The organism is Pseudomonas sp. B15(2017) (assembly GCF_002113215.1).
GTDB lineage: Bacteria > Pseudomonadota > Gammaproteobacteria > Pseudomonadales > Pseudomonadaceae > Aquipseudomonas.
Genome location: NZ_NEJZ01000022.1, coordinates 49,605 through 68,982 on the forward strand (window position 1 = coordinate 49,605; position 19,378 = coordinate 68,982).

The following is a 19,378-nucleotide window of genomic DNA, read 5'->3' on the forward strand; positions in this document are numbered from 1 at the left end:
GACACAAAAACGCCAGGGCATTCCCATGCAGCGACTGGAAGAACAAAAAACAGCAGCGCCGAACGTGGCGTTGGCAGCCATCAAGAGTTGGGGCAGACAGTTCAACCTCCTGCGCTGGTTCTCGCTGGCCAGTTTTTTCATCATCGCGGCCGTGGCGCTGGGGCTGGGTTATATCTCCACGCGCTTCGTGGTTACCGAAAGCGTGGAGCGCGATGCACTGCTCACCGCGCAGTTCGTGCAGGCCATCGGCGATGCGGAAATGCGCCACGCCAACATCACGCCGCAACGGACCATGGGCGAAATGCTCGACCCGCGCCAGGATCAGAATTACCCCGACGTCGATCAATTGGCCCATGCCGCGGCCCGCGCGGAGTTTCTCGATCATGTCGAACACCTGCCCGACGTGTTGCTGGCCACGGTGTATGCCCTGGATCGCACGGTCATCTGGTCGACCAACCCCGAGCTGATCAACGTCAAGTTTGAAGACGACGACGAACTGGATGAGTCGTTCGAGATGAAAGTCCCGGTGTCTTCCAGCTATCACAAGATCGACGATGAAAAACCCGAGCAGCGGCTGTCGCGGGAACCGAAATACCTGTTCATCGAAAACTACATTCCGATGTTCAACGCCGACAAAAGCAAAGTGGTCGCCATGGTGGAAATCTACAAGGAACCGGCGGATCTGGTGGACCGCATCGATCGAGGGTTCGCTTCGATCTGGGCCGCGACCCTCCTCGGCGGCGCGGTGATTTACCTGGGGCTGTTCTGGATCGTGCGGCGCGCCTCGACCCTGCTGCAGAGCCAGCAACGGCAACTGATCAGTAACGAAACCTTTGTCGCCCTGGGCGAGATGTCCTCGGCGGTGGCCCACAGTTTGCGCAATCCGCTGGCGACCATTCGCTCCAGCGCCGAACTGGCCCAGGAAGTCGCCAGCCCCGGTGCGCAGCGCAATATCGGCGACATCATCAGCCAGGTCGACCGCATGTCGCGCTGGGTGCGCGAGCTGTTGGTGTCGTTGCGTCCGATGAGTGACGACGGCGAGGCGGTGGAACTGCTGGCGGCGGTCGAGGACACCCTGGGGGCGTTTGACGCGTTGATCCGGCGCAATGGCGTCGAAGTGCGATTCACGCCACAAAATTGCCCGCCGGTCATCAGCCAAAAGGTGCTGCTGACGCAAATTCTCAATAGCCTGTTTGCCAACGCCCTGGAAGCGATGCCCAAGGGGGGCGTACTGAGTGTCGAGATTGAAACACCGCACACCGGTCATGTGCGCATGACCCTGAGCGACACCGGCAGAGGCATGAGCGCGCAGCAGCAACAACTGGTGTTCAAACCGTTTTTCACCACCAAACAGGGCGGCCTCGGGGTCGGCCTGGCGCTGGTCAAAAGAATCATGGAGCGGTTTCAGGGTTCGGTCGTGCTGACCAGCCGGGAGCAGGAAGGAACCCGCGTCAGTCTCAACTTTAGAGTGGCATCGGGAGGGGAATATGGAACACAGCATTCTGCTGGTCGAGGATGACGAACTGCTGGCCGAGAATATTCAGACCTACCTGGAGCGCAAAGACTTCGAGGTGACGGTCTGCCACTCGGCCGAGGACGCGCTGACGCAGCTGGAAAGTTTCATGCCGGACATCGTCCTGACCGACAACTCGCTGCCGGGCATGAGCGGTCACGATCTGATCCAGAAGCTGCGCATCAGCGCGCCGGAACTGAAAGTGATCATGATGACCGGTTACGGCAACGTCGAAGACGCGGTGGTCGCCATGAAGGAGGGCGCCTTTCATTACGTCACAAAACCGGTCGCGCTGCCGGAACTCAAACTGCTGCTGGACAAGGCCCTGGCCACCGAACGGATGGAGCGCACGCTGTCGTTCTACCAGGAGCGCGAAGCGCAGAAATCCGGCGTGCAGGCGCTGATCGGCGAGTCGTCGCCGATGCAGTACCTGAAAAACACCATCGGCCAGTTGCTCGACGCCGAGCGGCGCATGGCCAACACCGACCTGCCGCCGGTACTGGTGGAAGGTGAGACCGGTACCGGCAAGGAACTGGTGGCCCGCGCGCTGCACTTCGACGGTCCGCGCAGCAAGGGCCCGTTCGTTGAATTCAACTGTGCGTCGATTCCGTCCAACCTGGTGGAGTCAGAACTGTTCGGCCACGAGAAAGGCGCATTCACCGACGCCAAGGATCGCCGGGTCGGACTGGTGGAAGCGGCGGACGGCGGCACCTTGTTCCTTGACGAGATCGGCGAAATGGACCTGCTGTTGCAGGCCAAGCTGCTCAAACTGCTCGAGGATCGGACCATCCGCCGGGTCGGCTCGGTGAAGGAGCGCAAGGTCAACCTGCGGGTGATCAGCGCCACCAATTGCAACCTTGAGCAGATGGTCCAGCAGGGCAAGTTTCGCCGTGATCTGTTTTTCCGTTTGCGGATCATCTCGATCAAGGTGCCGCGTCTGTATGCCCGTGGCGAAGACATCCTGCTGCTGGCCCGGCACTTCCTCGCCAGCCACGGCAAGCGCTACGGCAAACCGAACCTGCATTTCAGCGATCAGGCCGAGCAACTGCTGCTCAGTTACACCTGGCCGGGCAATGTGCGCGAATTGCGCAACATGCTCGAACAGACCGTGTTGCTGGCGCCGAACGACACCATCGCCGCGCATCAACTGAATGTCTGCATGAGTCTGTGCGATGACCTGCCACCGCAGCATCAGCACGAAGTGCAGCATTTCGAACCACGTCCGGCGAGCAACACCGAGTCGATGAACCTGCCGGAAGTCGAACGCGACATGGTGCGCAAGATGCTCGACAAGACCGACTGGAACGTCACCAAATCGGCGCGCCTGTTGGGCCTGAGCCGCGACATGCTGCGCTACCGCATCGAAAAACTCGGCCTGGCCCGTCCGGACAAGCGTCAGTGGTAAACGGCGTTGCTGCGTGGATTCGGCGGGCTCAGGCATTCGAGCACGCACGTCGGGTCCAGCACTTCGTCGTTGACGTAAATGCCGCGCTCGGCATCGTAGGTGCGGATGAACACCCGCACCGTCGCATCGGCCACTGTGGGCAGTTGCGAGTCATGGAACACGTGGCGATCCGGGATGACGATGAAATCCTGCGGCGGCGTGTCATCGAACGGCCGGGGTGGCTGAGCGGACAGCGACGGCGGAGCGGGGTGGGCGAAAGGCTGGTCGGAACCGTAGTAATTGAAGTTGCTGTCCAGCGCCTGAGCCTGAGTGGCGGCGAGTAGACAAACGGACAGCAGCAATCGACTGAACATTCCCATGGCAGCACCTGTGGAAGCGGATTTCCCCAAGGCTATTAACTATAGCTGTCCGTGATGCAGGCGTTGGTGCAAGTGTTGTCGGCTTACAAGTTCGCAACAACCTGTAGCGCGAGGCTGAACTAGACTCGGGCCGCTCGATTGTGAGCATCGCCCGGAGTGCGCCATGGAAGTGCCAAACAATAAAAATGCCGTCGAGAGCAATCGTCAGGCGTGGAATGATTCCGCCCGTCATCATCAGGATTCGCCCGACTGGCAGGCCTTGCTGACCGAAGTCACGCAGGCTGACTTTTCCTGCCTCGACGACACCCTTCGCGGCTTGCTCGAGCAGGTCGGTGTCGATGGCAAAGACGTCGTTCAGCTGTGTTGCAACAACGGCCGCGAGAGCCTGTCACTGTTCGCCCTCGGCGCACGGAGCGTGATCGGTATCGATCAGTCGAGCGCGTTTCTCGAACAGGCCCGCGAACTGAACAAGCGTTCGCCGCACAATGCCGAATTCATCGAAGCCGATATTCATCATTTGCCTGAAGCGCTGCGCGCCCGTTTCGACGTCGCGCTGATCACCATCGGCGTCTTTGGCTGGATGCCCGACATCGGCGAATTCTTCCGCCACGTCGCCTCGACCCTCAAGCCGGGCGGACGGCTGGTGATCTACGAAACCCACCCATTCCTGGAAATGGTCGACCCCGAGGCCGAAGACCCGTTTCGCCTCGCCACCTCGTATTTCCGCCAAGAACCTTTCGTGCTGGAAAAGCCGATCGTCTACGTCGGCAAGGTCGAACAGCCGGCGGCGAAGTCCTACTGGTTCGTGCACAGCCTCGGCGCAATCTTCACCGCCGCCATCGAGGCCGGCCTGAACATCACGCACTTCAAGGAATACCCGCACTCGAACCGGGAAGACGTGTATGACCAGTACCAGAACCGCGAGGCGCAGATGCCGATGTGTTTTACGTTGGTAGTCATTAAAAGCTGAAGTTCTGGCGAACCGGTGTGTTGAGCTTACGAGCCCCTTCGCGAGCAAGCTCGCTCCCACAGTGTTTGCGGCGTACACAAATATGTAGTTCACCGAGAATTACTGTGGGAGCGAGCTTGCTCGCGAAAGCGATAGAGAGAACGCCGCAAATCTCAAAACTGGATCAAGCCTGCGCAGCCGCCGTCACCACCGGCCGTCCCGGTTTGCGCAGCGGGTCCAGGCGTGAGCCGGCGTAGCGGGTTTCGCGGAAGAACCGCCATTTGCCGAACAGGCAATAGACGTGGGTGACGCGGCCCTGTTCGTGGTAGCCCATGCGGATGTGCAGTTTCAGCGCCGGGATGTTGTGGGTTTCGCAGACATCCACCACTTTGTGGCAGCCCTGAGCGGCCATGGCCTCCCAGAGGGCGACCTGGACGTCCACTGACAGGCTGCTGCCGAAGTAGGCGCGGGTCATTTCGCCGCCGAATTCGAAGAACTCGCCGGGTTTGACCGGGAAGGTGCAGCCGTAATAGTGGCGGTCGTGGTAGTCGCGAATGCTGCCCCAGATGAACGCCACCGCATGGCCGTCGGCGTCCAGGTACATGTGCCCGGTGTGGCCCTCGTTGGCCAGTTCGGCCATGGTCTGCACGCGGTCACCGAAGTGTTTGGCGAACGCGCCGGCATTCTCGGCGGTGATGTCGACTTTGCGCAGGCCGTCGTAGGGGCGCAGCTTGTGCGGCGGTACCGGGCTGACCAGGTCGCGCTCCATCCACAACAGTTCCCAATGGAAGAACACGTAGCGTTTCCACAACGTGCCGAAGGTGCGGCTCAGGCCTTTTTGCTTGATACGTTCGCGCAGCTTTTGAATGACGCTCATGATGCCCTCCGTGGCCGAAGCCCGGGTGTTGTGGATGTCGCTTTTGTGGGTATAGATCAAGCCTTGCCAGTTCATGTCAAAGCGCCAGCTTTGAATTTATTGCAAGTTATGTAACCGTTCAGAGTGCCGCGGCACCGCGTAGGAAATCCCTGTTCAAGTCGGCATAGGAAACCCGTGGAACGCCCGCCAGCCGCTGCTCTAGCACAAGGCTCAGAGACTCTCCGGGTTGCAGATAGGCATCACCGAAGTCCGCCCCGAGCTGGTTTGGATGGGCGACTATTTCCAGCACACCGTCGGTCGGCGCGGGCGCGTTGCGCAGGTCCACCGGTGTGCAGACGTAATCCGCCGTAACCCCGGCCAGACCTTGCAACCGACGGTTGAGCAAACCCTTGAACACGCGTTTGGGCAGGCTGAGGTTTTGCCCCAGGTTGCGCGCCAGGCGCACCGGCACCCCTTGATGGGCGGCGAAGCGCGCGACGATCTCGCCGATCGGCCAGATGTTGTGCACGTGCTGATGTGAATCGAGGTGGCTGGGACGCACCCCGTGATCGACGCAGCGCTGCCACTGCGCCTGCAATTCTTCCTGCACCGCCTCGCGATCTTCCCGGCTCAGCCACAGGCTGTGGCGAGGCAGGTTGAGGTCGAACACGCCGTGGCTGTCGCAGAAAGTGCGACGCTCGAGAATCGCCCGGCTCAAGGGTCGGCCGTAGGTCAGGTTGAAGTGCAGGCCGATCCGGCCTTCCAGCAGCGGCAGCCGGGCCAAGGCGCAGGCCGCTTCGAACGCCGGCATGTTGGCCATGGCGGTGGCGGAACTGATGACCCCGGCCTGGAACGCACCGAGAATCACCGCGTTTTCGTTCGGGCTCAGGCCGAAATCGTCAGCGTTGACTATGACTTGGCGAGGCATGTTCGCCCTCCTTGGTCGGGTTGATCACAGCTGTCGCAATGGCCGCCGCTTTGGCCGCCGCACGCTTCGCCCGCCATTGTTGCAACGCAGGCTTGAGCCGGTGCCAGACGCGCAGCCCCAGCCCCAGCAACAGACCGCTCGGGCGCCACGAATAGAAGCTCCAGCGCCAGTGTTCCAGTTGCCCGGTCATGCGTTCGTGCAGTTGATGGCTGGAGTTTTCCAGGCTGACCCGCGAGGCATCGATCCAGCGCCAATTGTCGTCCAGCCCCCAGCGAATCCATTCCTCCAGCAACACCCGGCCGCTGCCCAGATCGGCGTATTGCGGCAGGAAGGCGAGGTTGTAGTCGTAGAGCCGGCCCTGTTCGAACAGGCCGAGCCGATAGCTGATGCAACGTCCGTCCAACTCCAGCATCACCACGCGGACCCGATCCGAAGCGGCGAGGGCGGTGAAGGCGTTTTCCATGCAGCGGCGGCTGCGCTCGCTGGCAAAGATTCCGACGCCTTCGTCGCCTTTCCAACTGACCGCTTCGACTTCACTGATGGCCTGCAGCAACGGGCCCATGCTGGTCGCGTCAGGAATGATCCGCCGGACTTCGGCGCCGCACGCGGCAATCCGTTTGCGCGCCCGGCGCAGCTTATAGCGCGGGTCGCCGGAGACTTCCTGGCGATCGGCGTCGCTGATCAGGTGCACCGGCACCCGGCAGCTCAAGCGACGTTCGCCGGTGGAGCTGTGGGCCATCCATTCGGTGAGCAGGCTTTCGTCGCCGACCGGCTCGGCGATTTCGTTGAGTTGCAACAGGGCGTGGGGCACTCGCTGGCGAATCAGCCGCAAGGCCTGGCGCATGTCTTCGGCATTCAGCCGTGATAACAACGCCAGGCGATCGGCCAGCGGATAACCCAGGTGGTGCACCACCCGAAACGGCAAACCGAAAAACCGTTCACGGCTGGCCACCAGCGGCAGGCAAAAGCGCAATTCGTCCGCTTCCCAGCCCAGCAATACATGCAGCCGCTCGTGCGCGTCGAGCGCCTGCTCTGCCGCACGCAGCCAGTCGAGGCTGTTGAACGGCGTGTGATCCGTCACCCGCAGGCGCAGCGCTTCATGAGCCGCCGCCGGGAAGTCAGGTGCGCACAACGAGGTGCGCCATTCGAATTGCGCCATAGGCTCAGGTCGCCGTTGCTGTGACAGGTGGACGGGAAGGTTTGCGCAGCGCGTCCAGACGCGATCCGCTGTAGCGGGTTTCGCGATAGAAGCGCCAGCGACCGAACAACTCATACACATTCATGATCCGGCCCTGTTCGGTATAGCCCATGCGCAGGTGCAGCTTGAGCGCCGGAATGTTGTGGAACTCGCAGACGTCCACAACCTTGTCGCAGCCCTGGGCGGCCATGGCTTTCCACAGTTGCAGTTGCAGGTCCACCGACAGTTCGGTGCCCCAATACGAGCGGGCCAGTTCGCCGCCGAACTCGAAGAATTCACCGGGTTTCACCGGGAACAGGCAGCCGTAATAGTGGCGGTCGAAATAGTCCCGGGCGGTGCCCCAGATGAAGGCCACCGCATGGCCCTGATCGTCCAGATGCATGTGCCCGGTGTGATGTTCCCGGGCCAGTTCCGCCATGGTGCCGACGCGGTCGCCGAAGTGGCGGGCGAAGGCGCTGACGTTGTCCGGGGTGATTTTCACCACCCGCAGCGGCGGGTAGGGCTTGAGGCTGTGGGGCGGCACCGGACTGACCAGATCGCGCTCCATCCACAGCAGTTCCTGGTGAGAAAAGACGTAGTGCTTCCACACCTTGGCCATGGTGGCCCGCAGGCCTTTGCGTTTGATGTGATCGCTGACTTTTTGCAGAACATTCATGGTCGTTGCTCCTGATGGCGAGTCATCGCGCGGCCAGGGGCCAGCGCGGCCGGACATCAACAGGGCGGTCATGAGGCGCTCCAGCTCAGGGCAAACAGGGTCTGCCCGGGCAGCTCGAAGCGCACGCGACCGTCCTGACAGCGAAAAGGTGCGTCGCGACTGCGGTTGTCGGCGCCGAAATAACGCAGCGCGCCGTTGTTCAACGGGCATTTGGCACCCGCCAGATCGACACGCTGCAAACGCGTGCCTTTGTTCACGCCGAGCAGCCCGCGTTGATCGTCGCCGGCCATCGCCAGCACATCGACTTCGAACGCGTCGTTCTCCAGCCACAGCACGTTGTGCAGCCAATGCTGCTGAATGAACTGCTGGGCCAGGCCCACGGGTTTCAATTCGAAACGGTCATCGCCCAGCACCCGCAACATGCCTTTGGGGTACTGCGGCTCATCGGCGGCCTGGAACCAGTTGAGCAGGGTCAGCAAACCGTCCTGGGAGGCGTTGATCACCACCGAGGCCCACCACAGCGAAGTGAAATGGGTTTCCTGATCGTAGGGGCTCAGGCTCGAGCCGCTGGACAGATTGGTCTGGTCCAGCAACAAGGCCTTGCGCGGCTGACCCTTGGCGTCGAGGCCGACCAGATCCGCCGCCCGGCGCACGCTGTCGCGGTAGACGCGGGTGGCGAGCAGATCGCGAATCATCCACTCGTGCCAGGCCAGCGCATCGACCTGATCGGCGGACTCACTCAGCAGGCGCCGCGCCCAGTCGATGCCACGCTTGTTCGCCGCGTTGTCAGCGAACGGCCCGTTGACCAATCGCGAACTGGCCGGCATCGCAATACGCACACCGGCCTGGGCATTGGCCGGATCGCTGCGCACTTGCCGGGCCATGCTGGTGAAGATCGAACGGTATTGCTCGTAACTCGAATAATTCAGGTTGGGCTCGTCGGCGAACCCGATGTAGTGGGTGCCTTTACCGCCCAGCGCACGGGTGCCGGCGAGCCAGGCGTCGAGGCCGCTGTTGCTTTGCACGTCGGCGCGCAGATCGGCCTGACGTTGGCTGCCGGCGAGCAAGGTGATGTCCTGACGAATGCCGAAACGATCCTGATAGACCTGGCGAAACGCATCTTCGAAGTGCGGATTTTTCGCCGTCACGTCGACAAAACTGTAGTAACTGGCGGCTGTCGGTTTCAGCGCATCGAGCAGCGGATGACTGGCCGGCGGCGGCATCACGTAGGGCAGGGCGATGCCCAGATCCGGGGTACGGCCGAGGACTTTGTCGTGCAGGGTCAGGCGCGTCTGGCCGTCGTCTTCGCGCAGCGGTTTGAGCTGTTGCGGGGTCTGTGCAAACAGATTGGTCGTGCCATCGAGCCAGAACGCCGCTTTGCCACTGCCTTGCAGACGCAGGCGCCAGACCTGTTCGCGTTCGCTGACCGGCAACGCCACCTGATCAAACTGCCAATAGGCGCGATAGGGTTTGAGTGCCAATGACAGCTGTTGTCCATCGCCGATTCGCTGCGCTTGCAGGCCGCTGACACCGCCGTGGAACTTGCCCGCCAATATCGCATGCTCACCCGCAGCGACCTTGAAATACAGTTCATCGCCGTTACGGGTTTGCGCACTGAAATGCACCTTGGCCGGGGCGAACAGCGCCACGGTGTTTTCGTCGTGTTCGACCCGGTAAATGCGGAAGCTGTAGCCGGGGATTTCCAGCTGATAACTCGCGGCGCCCGGCGCCAATGGCCAGCTCTGACTGCCACGGGTTTCGCTGGCTTTTATGAAGCGGTCGCCCTGCAATTGGCCCCGGCCGTCGAGCAGGTAAATGTGCTCTTCGTTGGCCTGCGCCTGCCACGCCGGCGCCCAGCGCACGGTTACCGTATCGGGGCGATCGGCTTGCAGGTACAGGCTGCCGTCGCGAATGTCGCCCCAGCGCATCGACGCCGCGAAGGCGTCCAGCGACAGACCGAGACCGAGCAGCAGGGCCAGGCCTTTCATGCCGATTTCCGCTGTAAAAAGCGACGCTGCAACATCAGCCAAATCGGCGTGAGGTCGTTGGGCAGAATGATCAGGGTTTGCCAGAACGCCACGCCGCTCAACCGGCAGTACAACACCAGCATCGCCACAGTCACCGCCAGATAGGCAATCGACGAAGCCGCCGCCGCGCCGACGATGCCGTAGGCCGGAATCAGCAAAAGATTCAGCGCAAGGTTGAGCAGCGCGCCGATCCCCATCATCAACGACACCGTGCCGGGGCGATTCTTGCCGATCAGGTCCAGGCGCAGGATGCTCGCGTAGCACAGGCCCAGCAGCCCCGGCAGCAACGCCAGCAGCGCCGGATACGCCGGTTGGTAGGCGACCCCGAACAGGGTGACGATCAGCCATTCGCCGATCACGGCCATGGTCAGGCAGGCGCCGAGCATCACCGTGGCGGTCAGGCGCAGGGCCAGCGGGGTGACCTTGTCCATGCCTTCGTCCTGTTGCAGCAGGCGTTTCATCAGCGGCGTGGTCACCGCTTCCGGGACGATCAGCAGCAACTCGGCGGCGGCGCTGGCCATCGCGTAATGCCCGAGGGCGGTGCTGCCGAGCAGGGCGCCGATGAACAGGTAATCGGAACGCAGGATCACCTGCTGGAACAGCAGATCGGGATGGCTGCGCGCACTGAAGCGCAGCAGTTCGTTCTGGCTGGCGCGGTCCCATTGCAGCTGCAACGGCTGCGCGCGTTTGAGCCACAGCCAGCCGACCAGTACCACCAGACTGATGCCGGCCAGCCAACTGATCAGCGCCGCTTCAAGCGCCGCTTCTTTCCACATCCAGAACAGCGCGAGAAACAGCAGCAGCGGCGCCAACGATTCCACCAGGCGCAAGGCATTGAACGCGACCACCCCGCCGGACGCATTGTGCAAGGTCAGCAAGCCGCTTTTGAGTACGGTCAACGGCACCGCCAACAGCAACAGCCACGCCAGCAGACCGAGTTGCATGGTCACGTCCAGTTCACTGCCGAACTCGCGCACCAGCGCCACCACCAGCAAGGTCAACAAACCCGCGAGCAAGCAACCGAACACCAGCACCTGAGCCAGCAGCAACCCCATCGGCCGTTGCTTGGCCGCCTGATAACCGACCGCCGAATTAAGACCGCCGCTGGTGGCCGCGCTGATCAGATCGGGCAGGGTGCTGAGCAGGGCGAACAGGCCCCGTTCGCTGGGGCCGAGGATCCGCGCCAGCAGCACATTCCTCAGCAGACGCAGGCCGATCATCGCCAGTTTGGTGCCCATGCTCAGCGCCAGGTGCTTGAGGTAATTGCCTCGACTCATGGCCGCGCCCCGCGATAGATCCGCCACGACAGCAGTTCCGGATTGCGCGCGGTGCGCTGGCTGACGCCGAAGCGCGGCAGGTTCAGCGGATCACTGTTGCCACGATAAATGCCGCTGCCGGTGCCGAGCGCGAACGGGTAATCGTGACTGGCAATCTGTTCGCGAACCCGTGCGTCGTTGTCACCGTTGGGGTAGCAATACACCGGCAATGGCCGGTTGCAGCCATTGAGCAGGGCATCGCGGCTGCGACTGATTTCTTCGCCCAGGCGCACATCGTCAAGGCCGGTGAGGATGGCGTGACTGGCGCCGTGGGGGCCGAAACGCACCAGGCCTGAAGACTCCATCAAACGCACCTGATGCCAGTCCAGCGCCTGGGGTTGCGACTCTTGCGGGCACTGGTCGGTCAGGTGTTCGAGCATCATCGGGTCAAGTGCCTTAAGCCCTTGCAGGTAATGCAACAGAGTCAGACTGCGCCGATCCACGTCGATGTCGTCCAGCAGTACTGGCAACGGCTGGCCGATCGATCGCAGGCATTCGATCAGATGCGTGCGGGCTTTTTCGCCATGGCTGCCCCACAGGGTTTCGCCGATGCTTTCCCACCAGAAACGCTGTCGGCTGCCGATGAAATCGGTGGAGAGAAAAATGCTCGCCGGCACCTGATGTTTCTGTAGCAGCGCGAAGGCGTTGGCGGCGTTGTCGCGCCAGCCGTCGTCGAAGGTCAGCGCCACTTGCGGACGCTCGGTGCGCAAGGCGTTGGGCTGCAGGATCTCCATCAGCGGCACGCAATCGAAATGCCTGCGCAGCCACACCAGCAAATGTTCGAAGGCCTTGGGCCCGACGCACAGTTCGTTGCGGTGCGGCAGGTCGGCGGCGCGGTCGTTGGACAGCACCCGGTGCAACATCAGGATCACGCCGGCGCCGTGCAACTGGTTTCGTCCCACGGACGAGTTGAGATAGAGCCAGCCGCTGGTGCGTTTAATCAGTTGTTTGATCGCCATGGCACTGTCCCTCTCAACGGTTTTGGTCAGGGTTCCACTGGGCGTAACGCTGGCCGCGCAGGAACTGCCACAGGCCGATACTCATGCCCGCCAGTGTCACCAGCAGGAATGCCGCAAGGCGAAACGGTTTGGGCAAGCGGTGTTGCGAATCCAGCAGGCCAGCAATCGCGATGGCGTAGCCGACCAGTTGCGCGATCAGGCAGAGGCGATAGAAACCGTGCTCTTCCCACAGCCATAAATTGCTCAGCAGCAGTGGCAGCAACAGGATCGGCGCCAGGCGGCGGATCAACTTGTGGCTGATCAACGCAATCGAATACAGCCCATGCTTGAACGGATTGAGCAGTTCACTGCGTTGCGCCAGGCTTTGCAGGCCACCGACAGTGACCCGCTGGCGACGGCGAAACTGCTTGTCGGCTTCATCCACGCCGTGGTCGATCACTTGCGCTTCGGGCACGTAGACGATGCGTTTGAATTTCACCGGCGCGCAGGTGCTGATGAAGAAATCGTCGTTGACCTCCGCCGGTACGTTCTCGAACAGTTCGCGGCGCAGGGCGAGCAGGGCGCCGTCGGCGGAGACCATGCAACCGGTGCGATTCTCGACCCGGCGCAACCAGCCCTCGTAATGCCGGTACAGGCTGTCACCGACGCTCAAGCCGCCACCGGTAACCGGGATCACCATGTGCCCGGCGCAAGCGCCGACTTGCGGATCGCTCAGGGGCGCCAGCAGGTAGCCGAGGGTTTCCCGCGACCATTGGTTGTCGGCGTCGGTGAACACCAGAATGTCGCCCGTGGCCAGCGCTGTACCGGCATTCAGCGTGGCAGCCTTGCCCTGGCGGGGCAGGTCGAGCACGGTGATTCGCGGGTCGACGACTTTGTGCGCGCAGGCCACGGTGTCGTCGGTGGATCCGTCGCTGGCCAGAATGATTTGCAGGGAGGCCGGCTGATAGTCCTGCGACAGCAGCGAGCGCAGCTTGTGTTCGATGTGCCGCGCCTCGTTGTGGGCGGCGATAACGATGCTGATGTTCAGCGGCGGTGCCGGGCTGTGGCGCCACGCCGGGAACAGCGGCGCGAGCAGCGTCAGCAGCAGTGGATAGCCGACATAGGCGTACACCGGCAGCAGCAGGCACATCCAGAAAATGAATTCAGCCACGGGCAGGCCTCCTGGCGTTCCAATGACACAGACTGAGAATGAACGCGGCGCCCGCCAGGTGCAGGCGCATCCAGTGCAGGCCCCACAGTTGCAGGGTGAAACCGAGGTCATGTTGCCGGTGGCTCTGGCGCACGCTGAGTAACAGCCCCGGAAGCAGCGTCAGCATCACCATGACCGCGGCGTGATGGGGGAAACCGTCGAGCAGGGCGGATATCGCCAGAAAATCGAGAATCCAGACCAGGATCGACAGCATCGGAAACCGCAGCAGGCGCAGGCTGAAACCGTGGGTACGGAGCAATTGCAAATGACTGCCCTGACGCCACAGTTCCTTGCCCATCCATTCGCGCCAGTTCATTTCATAGCCCCAGTGCAGCGCGACGTTTTCATTGATCGACAGCAGCCGCGCGCCGTGTTCGTGCAGGCGCAGGGTGAATTCCTTGTCTTCGCCGGTGCGCAGGTTTTCATTGAAACCGCCGACCTTGTCGAACCAGCGCCGGCGCAGCAGCAGGTTGGCACTGGGCAGCCAGTCGACGACATGGCTGGTGTGCGTGGTCGGGCGCAAGGTACGGCGCTGCCACGCGGTGGCGTACCACGGCGCGGCGGCGGGCGTGTGCAGATCGAGACCGAAGACGTCGGCCTGGCCGCTGGCTTCGATGTCGAACAACGGCCGCAGCCAGTCTTCCGGCATCTCGATATCGGCGTCGATGAACGCCAGCCATTCCCCGGTGGCAATGGCCGTGCCGCGATTGCGCAACGCGCCGATCAGCAGTCCCGGCATTACCAGCACCTGGGCGCCGAACTGCCGGGCGATCTGCGGGCCGTCGTCGCTGGAGCCGTTGTCGACCACGATCAGCTCGCATTCGACATCGGCGGCGTGGGCGGCTTTCTGCGCGGCCAGCAGGGTGCGACCAATGTGCCGCGCCTCGTTGAACATCGGGATGACAATACTGATCCGGCTCATGCTTTGGCCTCCGTCATTGGCGCCTGCTCGGCTTTCAGGCGCAGGACGCTGGTCAGCGCGAGCATGATCCACAGGTATTTCTGGTTCGGCGCGCTGAGGAACATCAGGAACAGCGTCAGCGACAGGAAACTCACCCCGAGGTGGGTCATCAGATCCGCCTGTTGCCAGTTGCGCCGCTGCATCCATTCCTTGCGTGCCCGCATCAGGTTGTACAGGCCCAGCGCGAGCATGCCGACGAACATCAGACCGGCGGGAACCCCCAGTTCACTGAAGATTTCCAGGTAGGTGTTGTGCGCCCGACGGTACAGATCGCCGATCTTGCGGTTCGCGGAAAACGCCTTGGCATAGCCGGTGGTGGCGTAGTGCAGGGGGAAGGTGCCGGGGCCGGAACCGAGCAGCGGGTTCTCGCGCATCATCTGGCCGCCGACCACGATGTATGAGGCACGGCGACCGAGGGATTCATCGTTGTGCCCCTTGGCGCCGGCGCTCAACACGCTGAGGGACTGGATGCGCGCGATGTAACCGGCAGGCATCGCATAGATCGCCAGCGGAATCACGATCGCCGCGCCGAGCATGGCAAAGCCCAGGTGACGGGGACGAATGCGCGTCAGTTGTGCGCGGTAGTGCCAGCAACCGATCACCAGACTCAAGGCCAGCACCACCAGCCCGGAGCGCGATTCGGTCTTGGTCATGCCGCCGAGCAGCAGCAGGCAGCAACCGCCCCAGAACAGCCGATGCAGCAAGTTCGGGCTGCGGATCACCAGCAGCAGCCCCAATGGAATGGCAAACGCGATCAGCAGGGCGAAGGCGTTGGGGTCTTCGAGCAGGCCGGCGGCGCGGCCCTGATCCTGGAATTTGGTGGAGAACATGGCCATGGCGCAGGTCATGCTGACGGCCAGGGTCACCAGCCGGGCGAACAGGTCAAGGTTCAGCTCGCGGCCGATCAGCAGGGTGATGACAAACAGGATCAGGCCGACGCTGATCTCCCGCAGGTGGCCGAGCGACATGCCCATGTCATCGGTGTCGAGCAGGCTCAGAAAGTACAGGGTCATGAAGGCGATCAGAAAGCGCCAGATATTGCTGCGCAGACGATCCGAGGGAATCTGGTGCATCGCCAGTTGCAGCATCAGGATCACCGCCAGCGAAGCGCCGATCAGTTTGCTGCCGGACAGTGAGCTGTCCTTGAAGAAACCCTCGAACGGTACCAGGGCGGCAATGCCGAGCAGGCCCCAGGTCGGTTTGCGGTACAACACCGCGAACCCCACCAGGCCGAGCACGGCGCCCGGCGCGAGATAGGGCCAGGGGCTGGCCAGCAGAGCGATGCAGACCAGGCCCAGCAGACTGACGATCGAGAGCGGGAAAATCATGCGCGTGCCTCCCGTGCCGTGCGGATGTACAGCTGCGACCAGCGTTCGGCCAGGGCCTTGAGGTCGTAGCGGTCCTGTTGCGTGCGTTTTGCGTTGTCGCGCAGTTGCCGCGCCAGGCCTGGCTCGGACAGCAACGTGTCGAGCTGGCGGGCGAGGGCGGCGCTATCGGTCGGGGCAGCGAGCAAACCGTTGTGGCGGTTCTCCAGCACGTCGGGAATTCCGCCGACGCCGAATGCCACGACCGGCACCCCGGCCTGCATCGCTTCCAGCAGAATCATCGGCGTGCCTTCGGTGCGCGAGCTGATCACCAGCGCATCGAGTTGCTGCCACCAATGCCGCATGTCGGTCTGATAACCCGGCAAGCGGATGCGCTGTTGCAAACCGGCGGCGTCGATTCGCGCCTGCAAGTCTTTGCGTTCCGGGCCGTCGCCGAGCATCACCGCATCGAGTTGCGGGTGTTGGTGACACAGCGGAATCAGCGCGTCGAGAAACAGATCCGGGCCTTTTTCACTGCTCAGACGCCCGACGTAACCGGCGAGCCAGCGTTGCCGGGGCGCTTCGGAAAGCAGCGCGGCGGCTGCCGGCAGACCGTTGGGAATCACCTGCAACTTCTCCGCGCGCACGCTGGCCTGACGGTGCAACTGCGCGATGCTTTCGGCGACGCACACCACCCGATCCACCGACGCCGTGCGGCACAGTTGCAGGCTCAGCCAGGTGTAGAACTTTTGCTTGCGGCTGCGCGGGGTGAAGCCGTGTTGGGTGATCACCAGTGGCAGGCGCAACAGCGTGGCGCCGACCCAGCCGAACAACAGGCCTTTGAAATTGTGAGTGTTGATCAACGGACGTTCACCGCGCCGCTGACGCAAGTGCCGCAGCAGGGCAGCGAGCCCTGCGCAGCCTTGTGCATCGACGCCGGCTTCGCGAAAGCGCGCGATCAGTTCCGGCGGCGCATCGAGGAACAGCACCTGGTGCTGCCCCGGCGTCGCCAGGCAATGATCGAGCAACATCCGCTCGGCCCCGTAGAACCCGCCGCTGCTGAGCAAATGCACGATCGGCAGGGCGGCGTTCGGGGTGGCGGGCGTGTTCAATTGCGCACCCAGTGCACGAAGCTTGGCACGGTCCAGTTCTTGTGCGGATTGCTCGGCTGCGCGTTCTGATCGTTGATCACCAGCAGCACCGGCAGGCCCAGTTCGTGGCTGATTTGCGCCGGGTGTTTGAAGCGGTGGTCGAAGAACTCACGCACGTAGACCAGTGCAATCGCCAGCAACAGGCCGGTGAACAAACCGAACGGAATGATCAGCATCGGTTTGGGAAACGCTGCTTCGGTCGGCTCGAACGGCGGGCTCAACACCCGGGCGTTGGACAAGTCGTCGCTCAGCGAGCGGGTGGTGCTGCTTTCGGCAAAGCGCTGGGCGTAGGTCGAGAACGCGGCGTGCAGGGCATCGATTTCAGTGTCCATCTGCCGCAGCTTGCTCTGGGTCTGCTGCAACTCATGGATACGCGCCTTGAAGTCGGCGATGCGCGCGGTTTTCTGATCGATTACTTGCTGGACCACCGCCAGGTCGTTGGTGCGTTCCTGGATGCGGTTACTCACCACTTTGAGGAACTGCTGACGGGTGCGGGCAATCTGTTCGCGGGTCAGCAGCATCGGTTCGCTGCCGGGCTGGAACACCGCCAGATCGTTCATGTAGCGGCTGACCTGGGTGGTCAGTTGCTCGCCCATCTGTTTGATTTCCCGGTCCTCGAACGCCACGTTGTCGACGGTGGTGGTGAAGGTGTAGGGGAAGGTGTAGTCGTTGAGTTTGCTGTTGCTGGCGGCGGCCAGCGCGGTCTTCAGGTACTCGAGCCAGCGCTGGCTCTGCAGCAGGCGGTCGCGGTACAGGTTCAGCGCCTGCTCTTCGGTGTTGATCGCGTTGAGGCGGAAGGTGATTTCCTCCTTCGGATCCGACGCGCCAACGCTTTCCAGCAGCGCCTGACGATTGCCTTCCAGTCCATCGAGGCGCACCTGATACAGATGCTTCTTGGTTTCGTAGAAGGACTGCGGCAGATCGATCGATTGCAGCGCCTGACGGCTCACCAGGTAGTTTTGCAGCAGGGCAGAGACGAAGTTCGTGCCTTGATGCGGATCGGGGAAGCTGTAGACGATCGAGATCACGTTGGAGCCGGGCAGGGTCTCGATTTTCAGGCTGTCGATGGCTTGCTGGGTCAGCGCATCGAGCGCGGTGTCGCGCACCGGATCGGTTTCAAGCCCGAGGGTGTTGCGCACCGGGTTGATCACGTACTGGCGCAGCGGCGAGCTGATGTAGCGCTTGAACGGTTCGCCCACCAATTTGCTGAACAGGCCCGGCGACGGAGTGTATTCGCCCTTGTCGCGCAGCTCGCTGATGGTCTGACGGATCAGCGCCGGCGAGCGCAGGATATTGCTCTCGGTTTCCATGTCCGCCAGCGACGGCGGGATGAAGGTGGCGTTGTCCACGGTCAGCGACGTGGTGGCGTCGCCCTGTGAAAGTTTTTTCGACTGCACGATCACTTGAGCGGTGATATCGAAGCTCTGTTTGAGCAGCAGCGGCAGCACCAGGGCGATCACTGCAAAGATCAGGAAGACGCGCTTCACCAGCTGCTTGTTGGCGAAGAAGATCCTGAAGAACTCATGCAGGTAGTTTTCCTTTGGATTCATGGTCGGTCACCTGAGAGTCAGTTGTTGTTGCTGTCTTTGTTGTCGACGCGGTAGCCGAAGCTGAAGCCCACGCCCTGGAATAGCACCACGTCGGCCAGTTGCCGGGCGAGTTCGCCGGCGCTGGCCAGTTTGGTTTTCGGCACGTACAGCATGTCGTCCGGTTGCAGGTAGGCGATTTGCGGCGCCTCGCCCGACAACGCTTTCTCGACGTCATAACGCACGGCCTGCACCTGATTGCCGTTGCGCCGCATGATCACCACCGAATCGAGCCGCGCCTTGACGTTGGTGCCGCGCGCCAGGGTCAGCGCCTCAAGCACCGACACTGGCCGGCGGATCGGGTAGGAGCCCGGCTGACCGACTTCGCCCAGCACGTAGATCTCGTTGCCGGCGGTGGACTTGAGCAGCACGTCCACGGTCATCCGGCCCGGCAGTTGCGCGTACTTCTTGTTGAGGAAGGTTTCGAGCTGGTTGACGGTCATGCCTTGCAGCGGCACCGCGCCGATTTCCGGGAAGCTCGCGTAACCGTCGGTGCCGACGGTGATCTCGCGGCTCATGCCGGTGGCCGGGTGGTTGAGGGCGTTTTTCAGATTCTGCTCGTTGGTCAGCGGGCTGATGATCTGCACCGTCAACTGATTGCGGTTGGGCTGGAACAGCTGTTTGCGTTGGTAGGCGCGCTGGATTTCCTGGCGCGCTTCGTCGCTGGTCAGCCCGGCGATTTTCACCGAAGTGTTGGCGCCCGGCAGTTCGATGGTGCCGTCCGGCAGCACCAACTGGTTGCCGTTGAGCTGACTGGCGGCGGTGAAGTTCAGGCCGATCTGGTCACCCGACTGCACGCGGTAGGCGTCCGAGCCGCTGGTGCTGATGTGGAAGATCACGTCCAGCACGTCTTGCGGGCGCAGGGTCTGTTCGACCTTGGGCATGTCGGTGGCCTGGGCGTTGGCCGGGGTGGCGGTGAGAATATTCACCGGCATGTTCTGGGTTTCGGAAGTGCTTGAGCAACCTGCAAGCGGCAGCATCAGCAGAACCAGTATCTTGGCGTTCATGGCGTCATCCCTCGC

General features: G+C 62.5%; 17 protein-coding genes. 3 read left to right on the forward strand and 14 right to left on the reverse strand.

What is annotated here, in order from left to right; translation table 11 throughout:
* Positions 1-25 precede the first annotated feature (25 nt).
* Both CAF73_RS26515 and CAF73_RS26520 read left to right on the forward strand, forming a co-directional pair.
* Positions 26-1,519: an ATP-binding protein gene (locus CAF73_RS26515; protein ID WP_085704863.1), complete on the forward strand. Its 1,494-nt coding sequence runs from the start codon at positions 26-28 to the stop codon at positions 1,517-1,519.
* The gene (locus CAF73_RS26520; protein WP_085698606.1) at positions 1,488-2,918 is read left to right on the forward strand and encodes a sigma-54 dependent transcriptional regulator; all 1,431 of its coding nucleotides are present in this window, start codon (positions 1,488-1,490) and stop codon (positions 2,916-2,918) included. The genes CAF73_RS26515 and CAF73_RS26520 overlap by 32 nt, the downstream gene beginning before the upstream one ends.
* On the opposite strand, the gene CAF73_RS26525 is transcribed toward CAF73_RS26520, so the two are convergent.
* On the reverse strand, positions 2,909-3,277 hold the full coding sequence (locus tag CAF73_RS26525; protein ID WP_085698607.1) for a hypothetical protein: 369 nt from the start codon (positions 3,275-3,277) through the stop codon (positions 2,909-2,911). The genes CAF73_RS26520 and CAF73_RS26525 overlap by 10 nt on opposite strands.
* A 163-nt stretch (positions 3,278-3,440) precedes the next feature.
* On the opposite strand from CAF73_RS26525, the gene CAF73_RS26530 reads away from it, so the two are divergent.
* A complete protein-coding gene (locus CAF73_RS26530; protein ID WP_085704865.1) occupies positions 3,441-4,247 on the forward strand; it encodes a class I SAM-dependent methyltransferase in 807 nt (268 codons plus the stop codon).
* 163 nt (positions 4,248-4,410) lie between these two features.
* Here the strand turns inward: CAF73_RS26530 and CAF73_RS26535 are convergent, their stop codons facing one another.
* The 13 genes from CAF73_RS26535 to CAF73_RS26595 all read right to left on the reverse strand — a co-directional run bounded on the left by CAF73_RS26535 (position 4,411) and on the right by CAF73_RS26595 (position 19,363).
* The gene (locus CAF73_RS26535; RefSeq protein ID WP_085698904.1) at positions 4,411-5,103 is read right to left on the reverse strand and encodes a GNAT family N-acetyltransferase; all 693 of its coding nucleotides are present in this window, start codon (positions 5,101-5,103) and stop codon (positions 4,411-4,413) included.
* 118 nt (positions 5,104-5,221) lie between these two features.
* Positions 5,222-6,010: a ChbG/HpnK family deacetylase gene (locus tag CAF73_RS26540; protein WP_085704867.1), complete on the reverse strand. Its 789-nt coding sequence runs from the start codon at positions 6,008-6,010 to the stop codon at positions 5,222-5,224.
* Entirely contained in the window at positions 5,982-7,169 is a 1,188-nt protein-coding gene (locus CAF73_RS26545; RefSeq protein ID WP_085704869.1) for a GNAT family N-acetyltransferase, read from the reverse strand. Before CAF73_RS26545 ends, CAF73_RS26540 begins: the two co-directional genes overlap by 29 nt.
* Positions 7,170-7,173: 4 nt before the next feature.
* On the reverse strand, positions 7,174-7,863 hold the full coding sequence (locus CAF73_RS26550; protein WP_085698906.1) for a GNAT family N-acetyltransferase: 690 nt from the start codon (positions 7,861-7,863) through the stop codon (positions 7,174-7,176).
* A gap of 68 nt (positions 7,864-7,931) precedes the next feature.
* Positions 7,932-9,851, reverse strand: a complete 1,920-nt coding sequence (locus tag CAF73_RS26555; RefSeq protein ID WP_085704871.1) for a hypothetical protein — start codon at positions 9,849-9,851, stop codon at positions 7,932-7,934.
* Entirely contained in the window at positions 9,848-11,167 is a 1,320-nt protein-coding gene (locus CAF73_RS26560; protein ID WP_085704873.1) for a lipopolysaccharide biosynthesis protein, read from the reverse strand. Before CAF73_RS26560 ends, CAF73_RS26555 begins: the two co-directional genes overlap by 4 nt.
* Positions 11,164-12,165 carry a polysaccharide deacetylase family protein gene (locus tag CAF73_RS26565; RefSeq protein WP_085704875.1) on the reverse strand — a complete coding sequence of 334 codons (1,002 nt, stop codon included), beginning with the start codon at positions 12,163-12,165 and terminating at the stop codon, positions 11,164-11,166. The genes CAF73_RS26560 and CAF73_RS26565 overlap by 4 nt, the downstream gene beginning before the upstream one ends.
* Positions 12,166-12,178: 13 nt before the next feature.
* The gene (locus tag CAF73_RS26570; protein WP_085704877.1) at positions 12,179-13,315 is read right to left on the reverse strand and encodes a glycosyltransferase; all 1,137 of its coding nucleotides are present in this window, start codon (positions 13,313-13,315) and stop codon (positions 12,179-12,181) included.
* Positions 13,308-14,276 carry a glycosyltransferase gene (locus CAF73_RS26575; RefSeq protein WP_085698615.1) on the reverse strand — a complete coding sequence of 323 codons (969 nt, stop codon included), beginning with the start codon at positions 14,274-14,276 and terminating at the stop codon, positions 13,308-13,310. Before CAF73_RS26575 ends, CAF73_RS26570 begins: the two co-directional genes overlap by 8 nt.
* Positions 14,273-15,643: an O-antigen ligase gene (locus tag CAF73_RS26580; RefSeq protein WP_085704880.1), complete on the reverse strand. Its 1,371-nt coding sequence runs from the start codon at positions 15,641-15,643 to the stop codon at positions 14,273-14,275. Before CAF73_RS26580 ends, CAF73_RS26575 begins: the two co-directional genes overlap by 4 nt.
* Complete coding sequence (locus CAF73_RS26585; RefSeq protein ID WP_085704882.1) at positions 15,640-16,731, reverse strand: glycosyltransferase family 4 protein; 1,092 nt, start codon at positions 16,729-16,731, stop codon at positions 15,640-15,642. Before CAF73_RS26585 ends, CAF73_RS26580 begins: the two co-directional genes overlap by 4 nt.
* Entirely contained in the window at positions 16,728-18,320 is a 1,593-nt protein-coding gene (locus CAF73_RS26590; protein ID WP_085698618.1) for a Wzz/FepE/Etk N-terminal domain-containing protein, read from the reverse strand. Before CAF73_RS26590 ends, CAF73_RS26585 begins: the two co-directional genes overlap by 4 nt.
* Before the next feature lie 17 nt (positions 18,321-18,337).
* The gene (locus CAF73_RS26595) at positions 18,338-19,363 is read right to left on the reverse strand and encodes a polysaccharide biosynthesis/export family protein (protein WP_085698619.1); all 1,026 of its coding nucleotides are present in this window, start codon (positions 19,361-19,363) and stop codon (positions 18,338-18,340) included.
* Positions 19,364-19,378 lie beyond the last annotated feature (15 nt).

Bases quoted from the DNA above. Each gene is read 5' to 3' on its own strand.
- CAF73_RS26515 (WP_085704863.1), top strand. From the start codon at position 26: ATGCAGCGACTGGAAGAACAAAAAACAGCAGCGCCGAACGTGGCGTTG.
- CAF73_RS26520 (WP_085698606.1), top strand. From the start codon at position 1,488: ATGGAACACAGCATTCTGCTGGTCGAGGATGACGAACTGCTGGCCGAG.
- CAF73_RS26525 (WP_085698607.1), bottom strand. From the start codon at position 3,277: ATGGGAATGTTCAGTCGATTGCTGCTGTCCGTTTGTCTACTCGCCGCC.
- CAF73_RS26530 (WP_085704865.1), top strand. From the start codon at position 3,441: ATGGAAGTGCCAAACAATAAAAATGCCGTCGAGAGCAATCGTCAGGCG.
- CAF73_RS26535 (WP_085698904.1), bottom strand. From the start codon at position 5,103: ATGAGCGTCATTCAAAAGCTGCGCGAACGTATCAAGCAAAAAGGCCTG.
- CAF73_RS26540 (WP_085704867.1), bottom strand. From the start codon at position 6,010: ATGCCTCGCCAAGTCATAGTCAACGCTGACGATTTCGGCCTGAGCCCG.
- CAF73_RS26545 (WP_085704869.1), bottom strand. From the start codon at position 7,169: ATGGCGCAATTCGAATGGCGCACCTCGTTGTGCGCACCTGACTTCCCG.
- CAF73_RS26550 (WP_085698906.1), bottom strand. From the start codon at position 7,863: ATGAATGTTCTGCAAAAAGTCAGCGATCACATCAAACGCAAAGGCCTG.
- CAF73_RS26555 (WP_085704871.1), bottom strand. From the start codon at position 9,851: ATGAAAGGCCTGGCCCTGCTGCTCGGTCTCGGTCTGTCGCTGGACGCC.
- CAF73_RS26560 (WP_085704873.1), bottom strand. From the start codon at position 11,167: ATGAGTCGAGGCAATTACCTCAAGCACCTGGCGCTGAGCATGGGCACC.
- CAF73_RS26565 (WP_085704875.1), bottom strand. From the start codon at position 12,165: ATGGCGATCAAACAACTGATTAAACGCACCAGCGGCTGGCTCTATCTC.
- CAF73_RS26575 (WP_085698615.1), bottom strand. From the start codon at position 14,276: ATGAGCCGGATCAGTATTGTCATCCCGATGTTCAACGAGGCGCGGCAC.
- CAF73_RS26580 (WP_085704880.1), bottom strand. From the start codon at position 15,643: ATGATTTTCCCGCTCTCGATCGTCAGTCTGCTGGGCCTGGTCTGCATC.
- CAF73_RS26590 (WP_085698618.1), bottom strand. From the start codon at position 18,320: ATGAATCCAAAGGAAAACTACCTGCATGAGTTCTTCAGGATCTTCTTC.
- CAF73_RS26595 (WP_085698619.1), bottom strand. From the start codon at position 19,363: ATGAACGCCAAGATACTGGTTCTGCTGATGCTGCCGCTTGCAGGTTGC.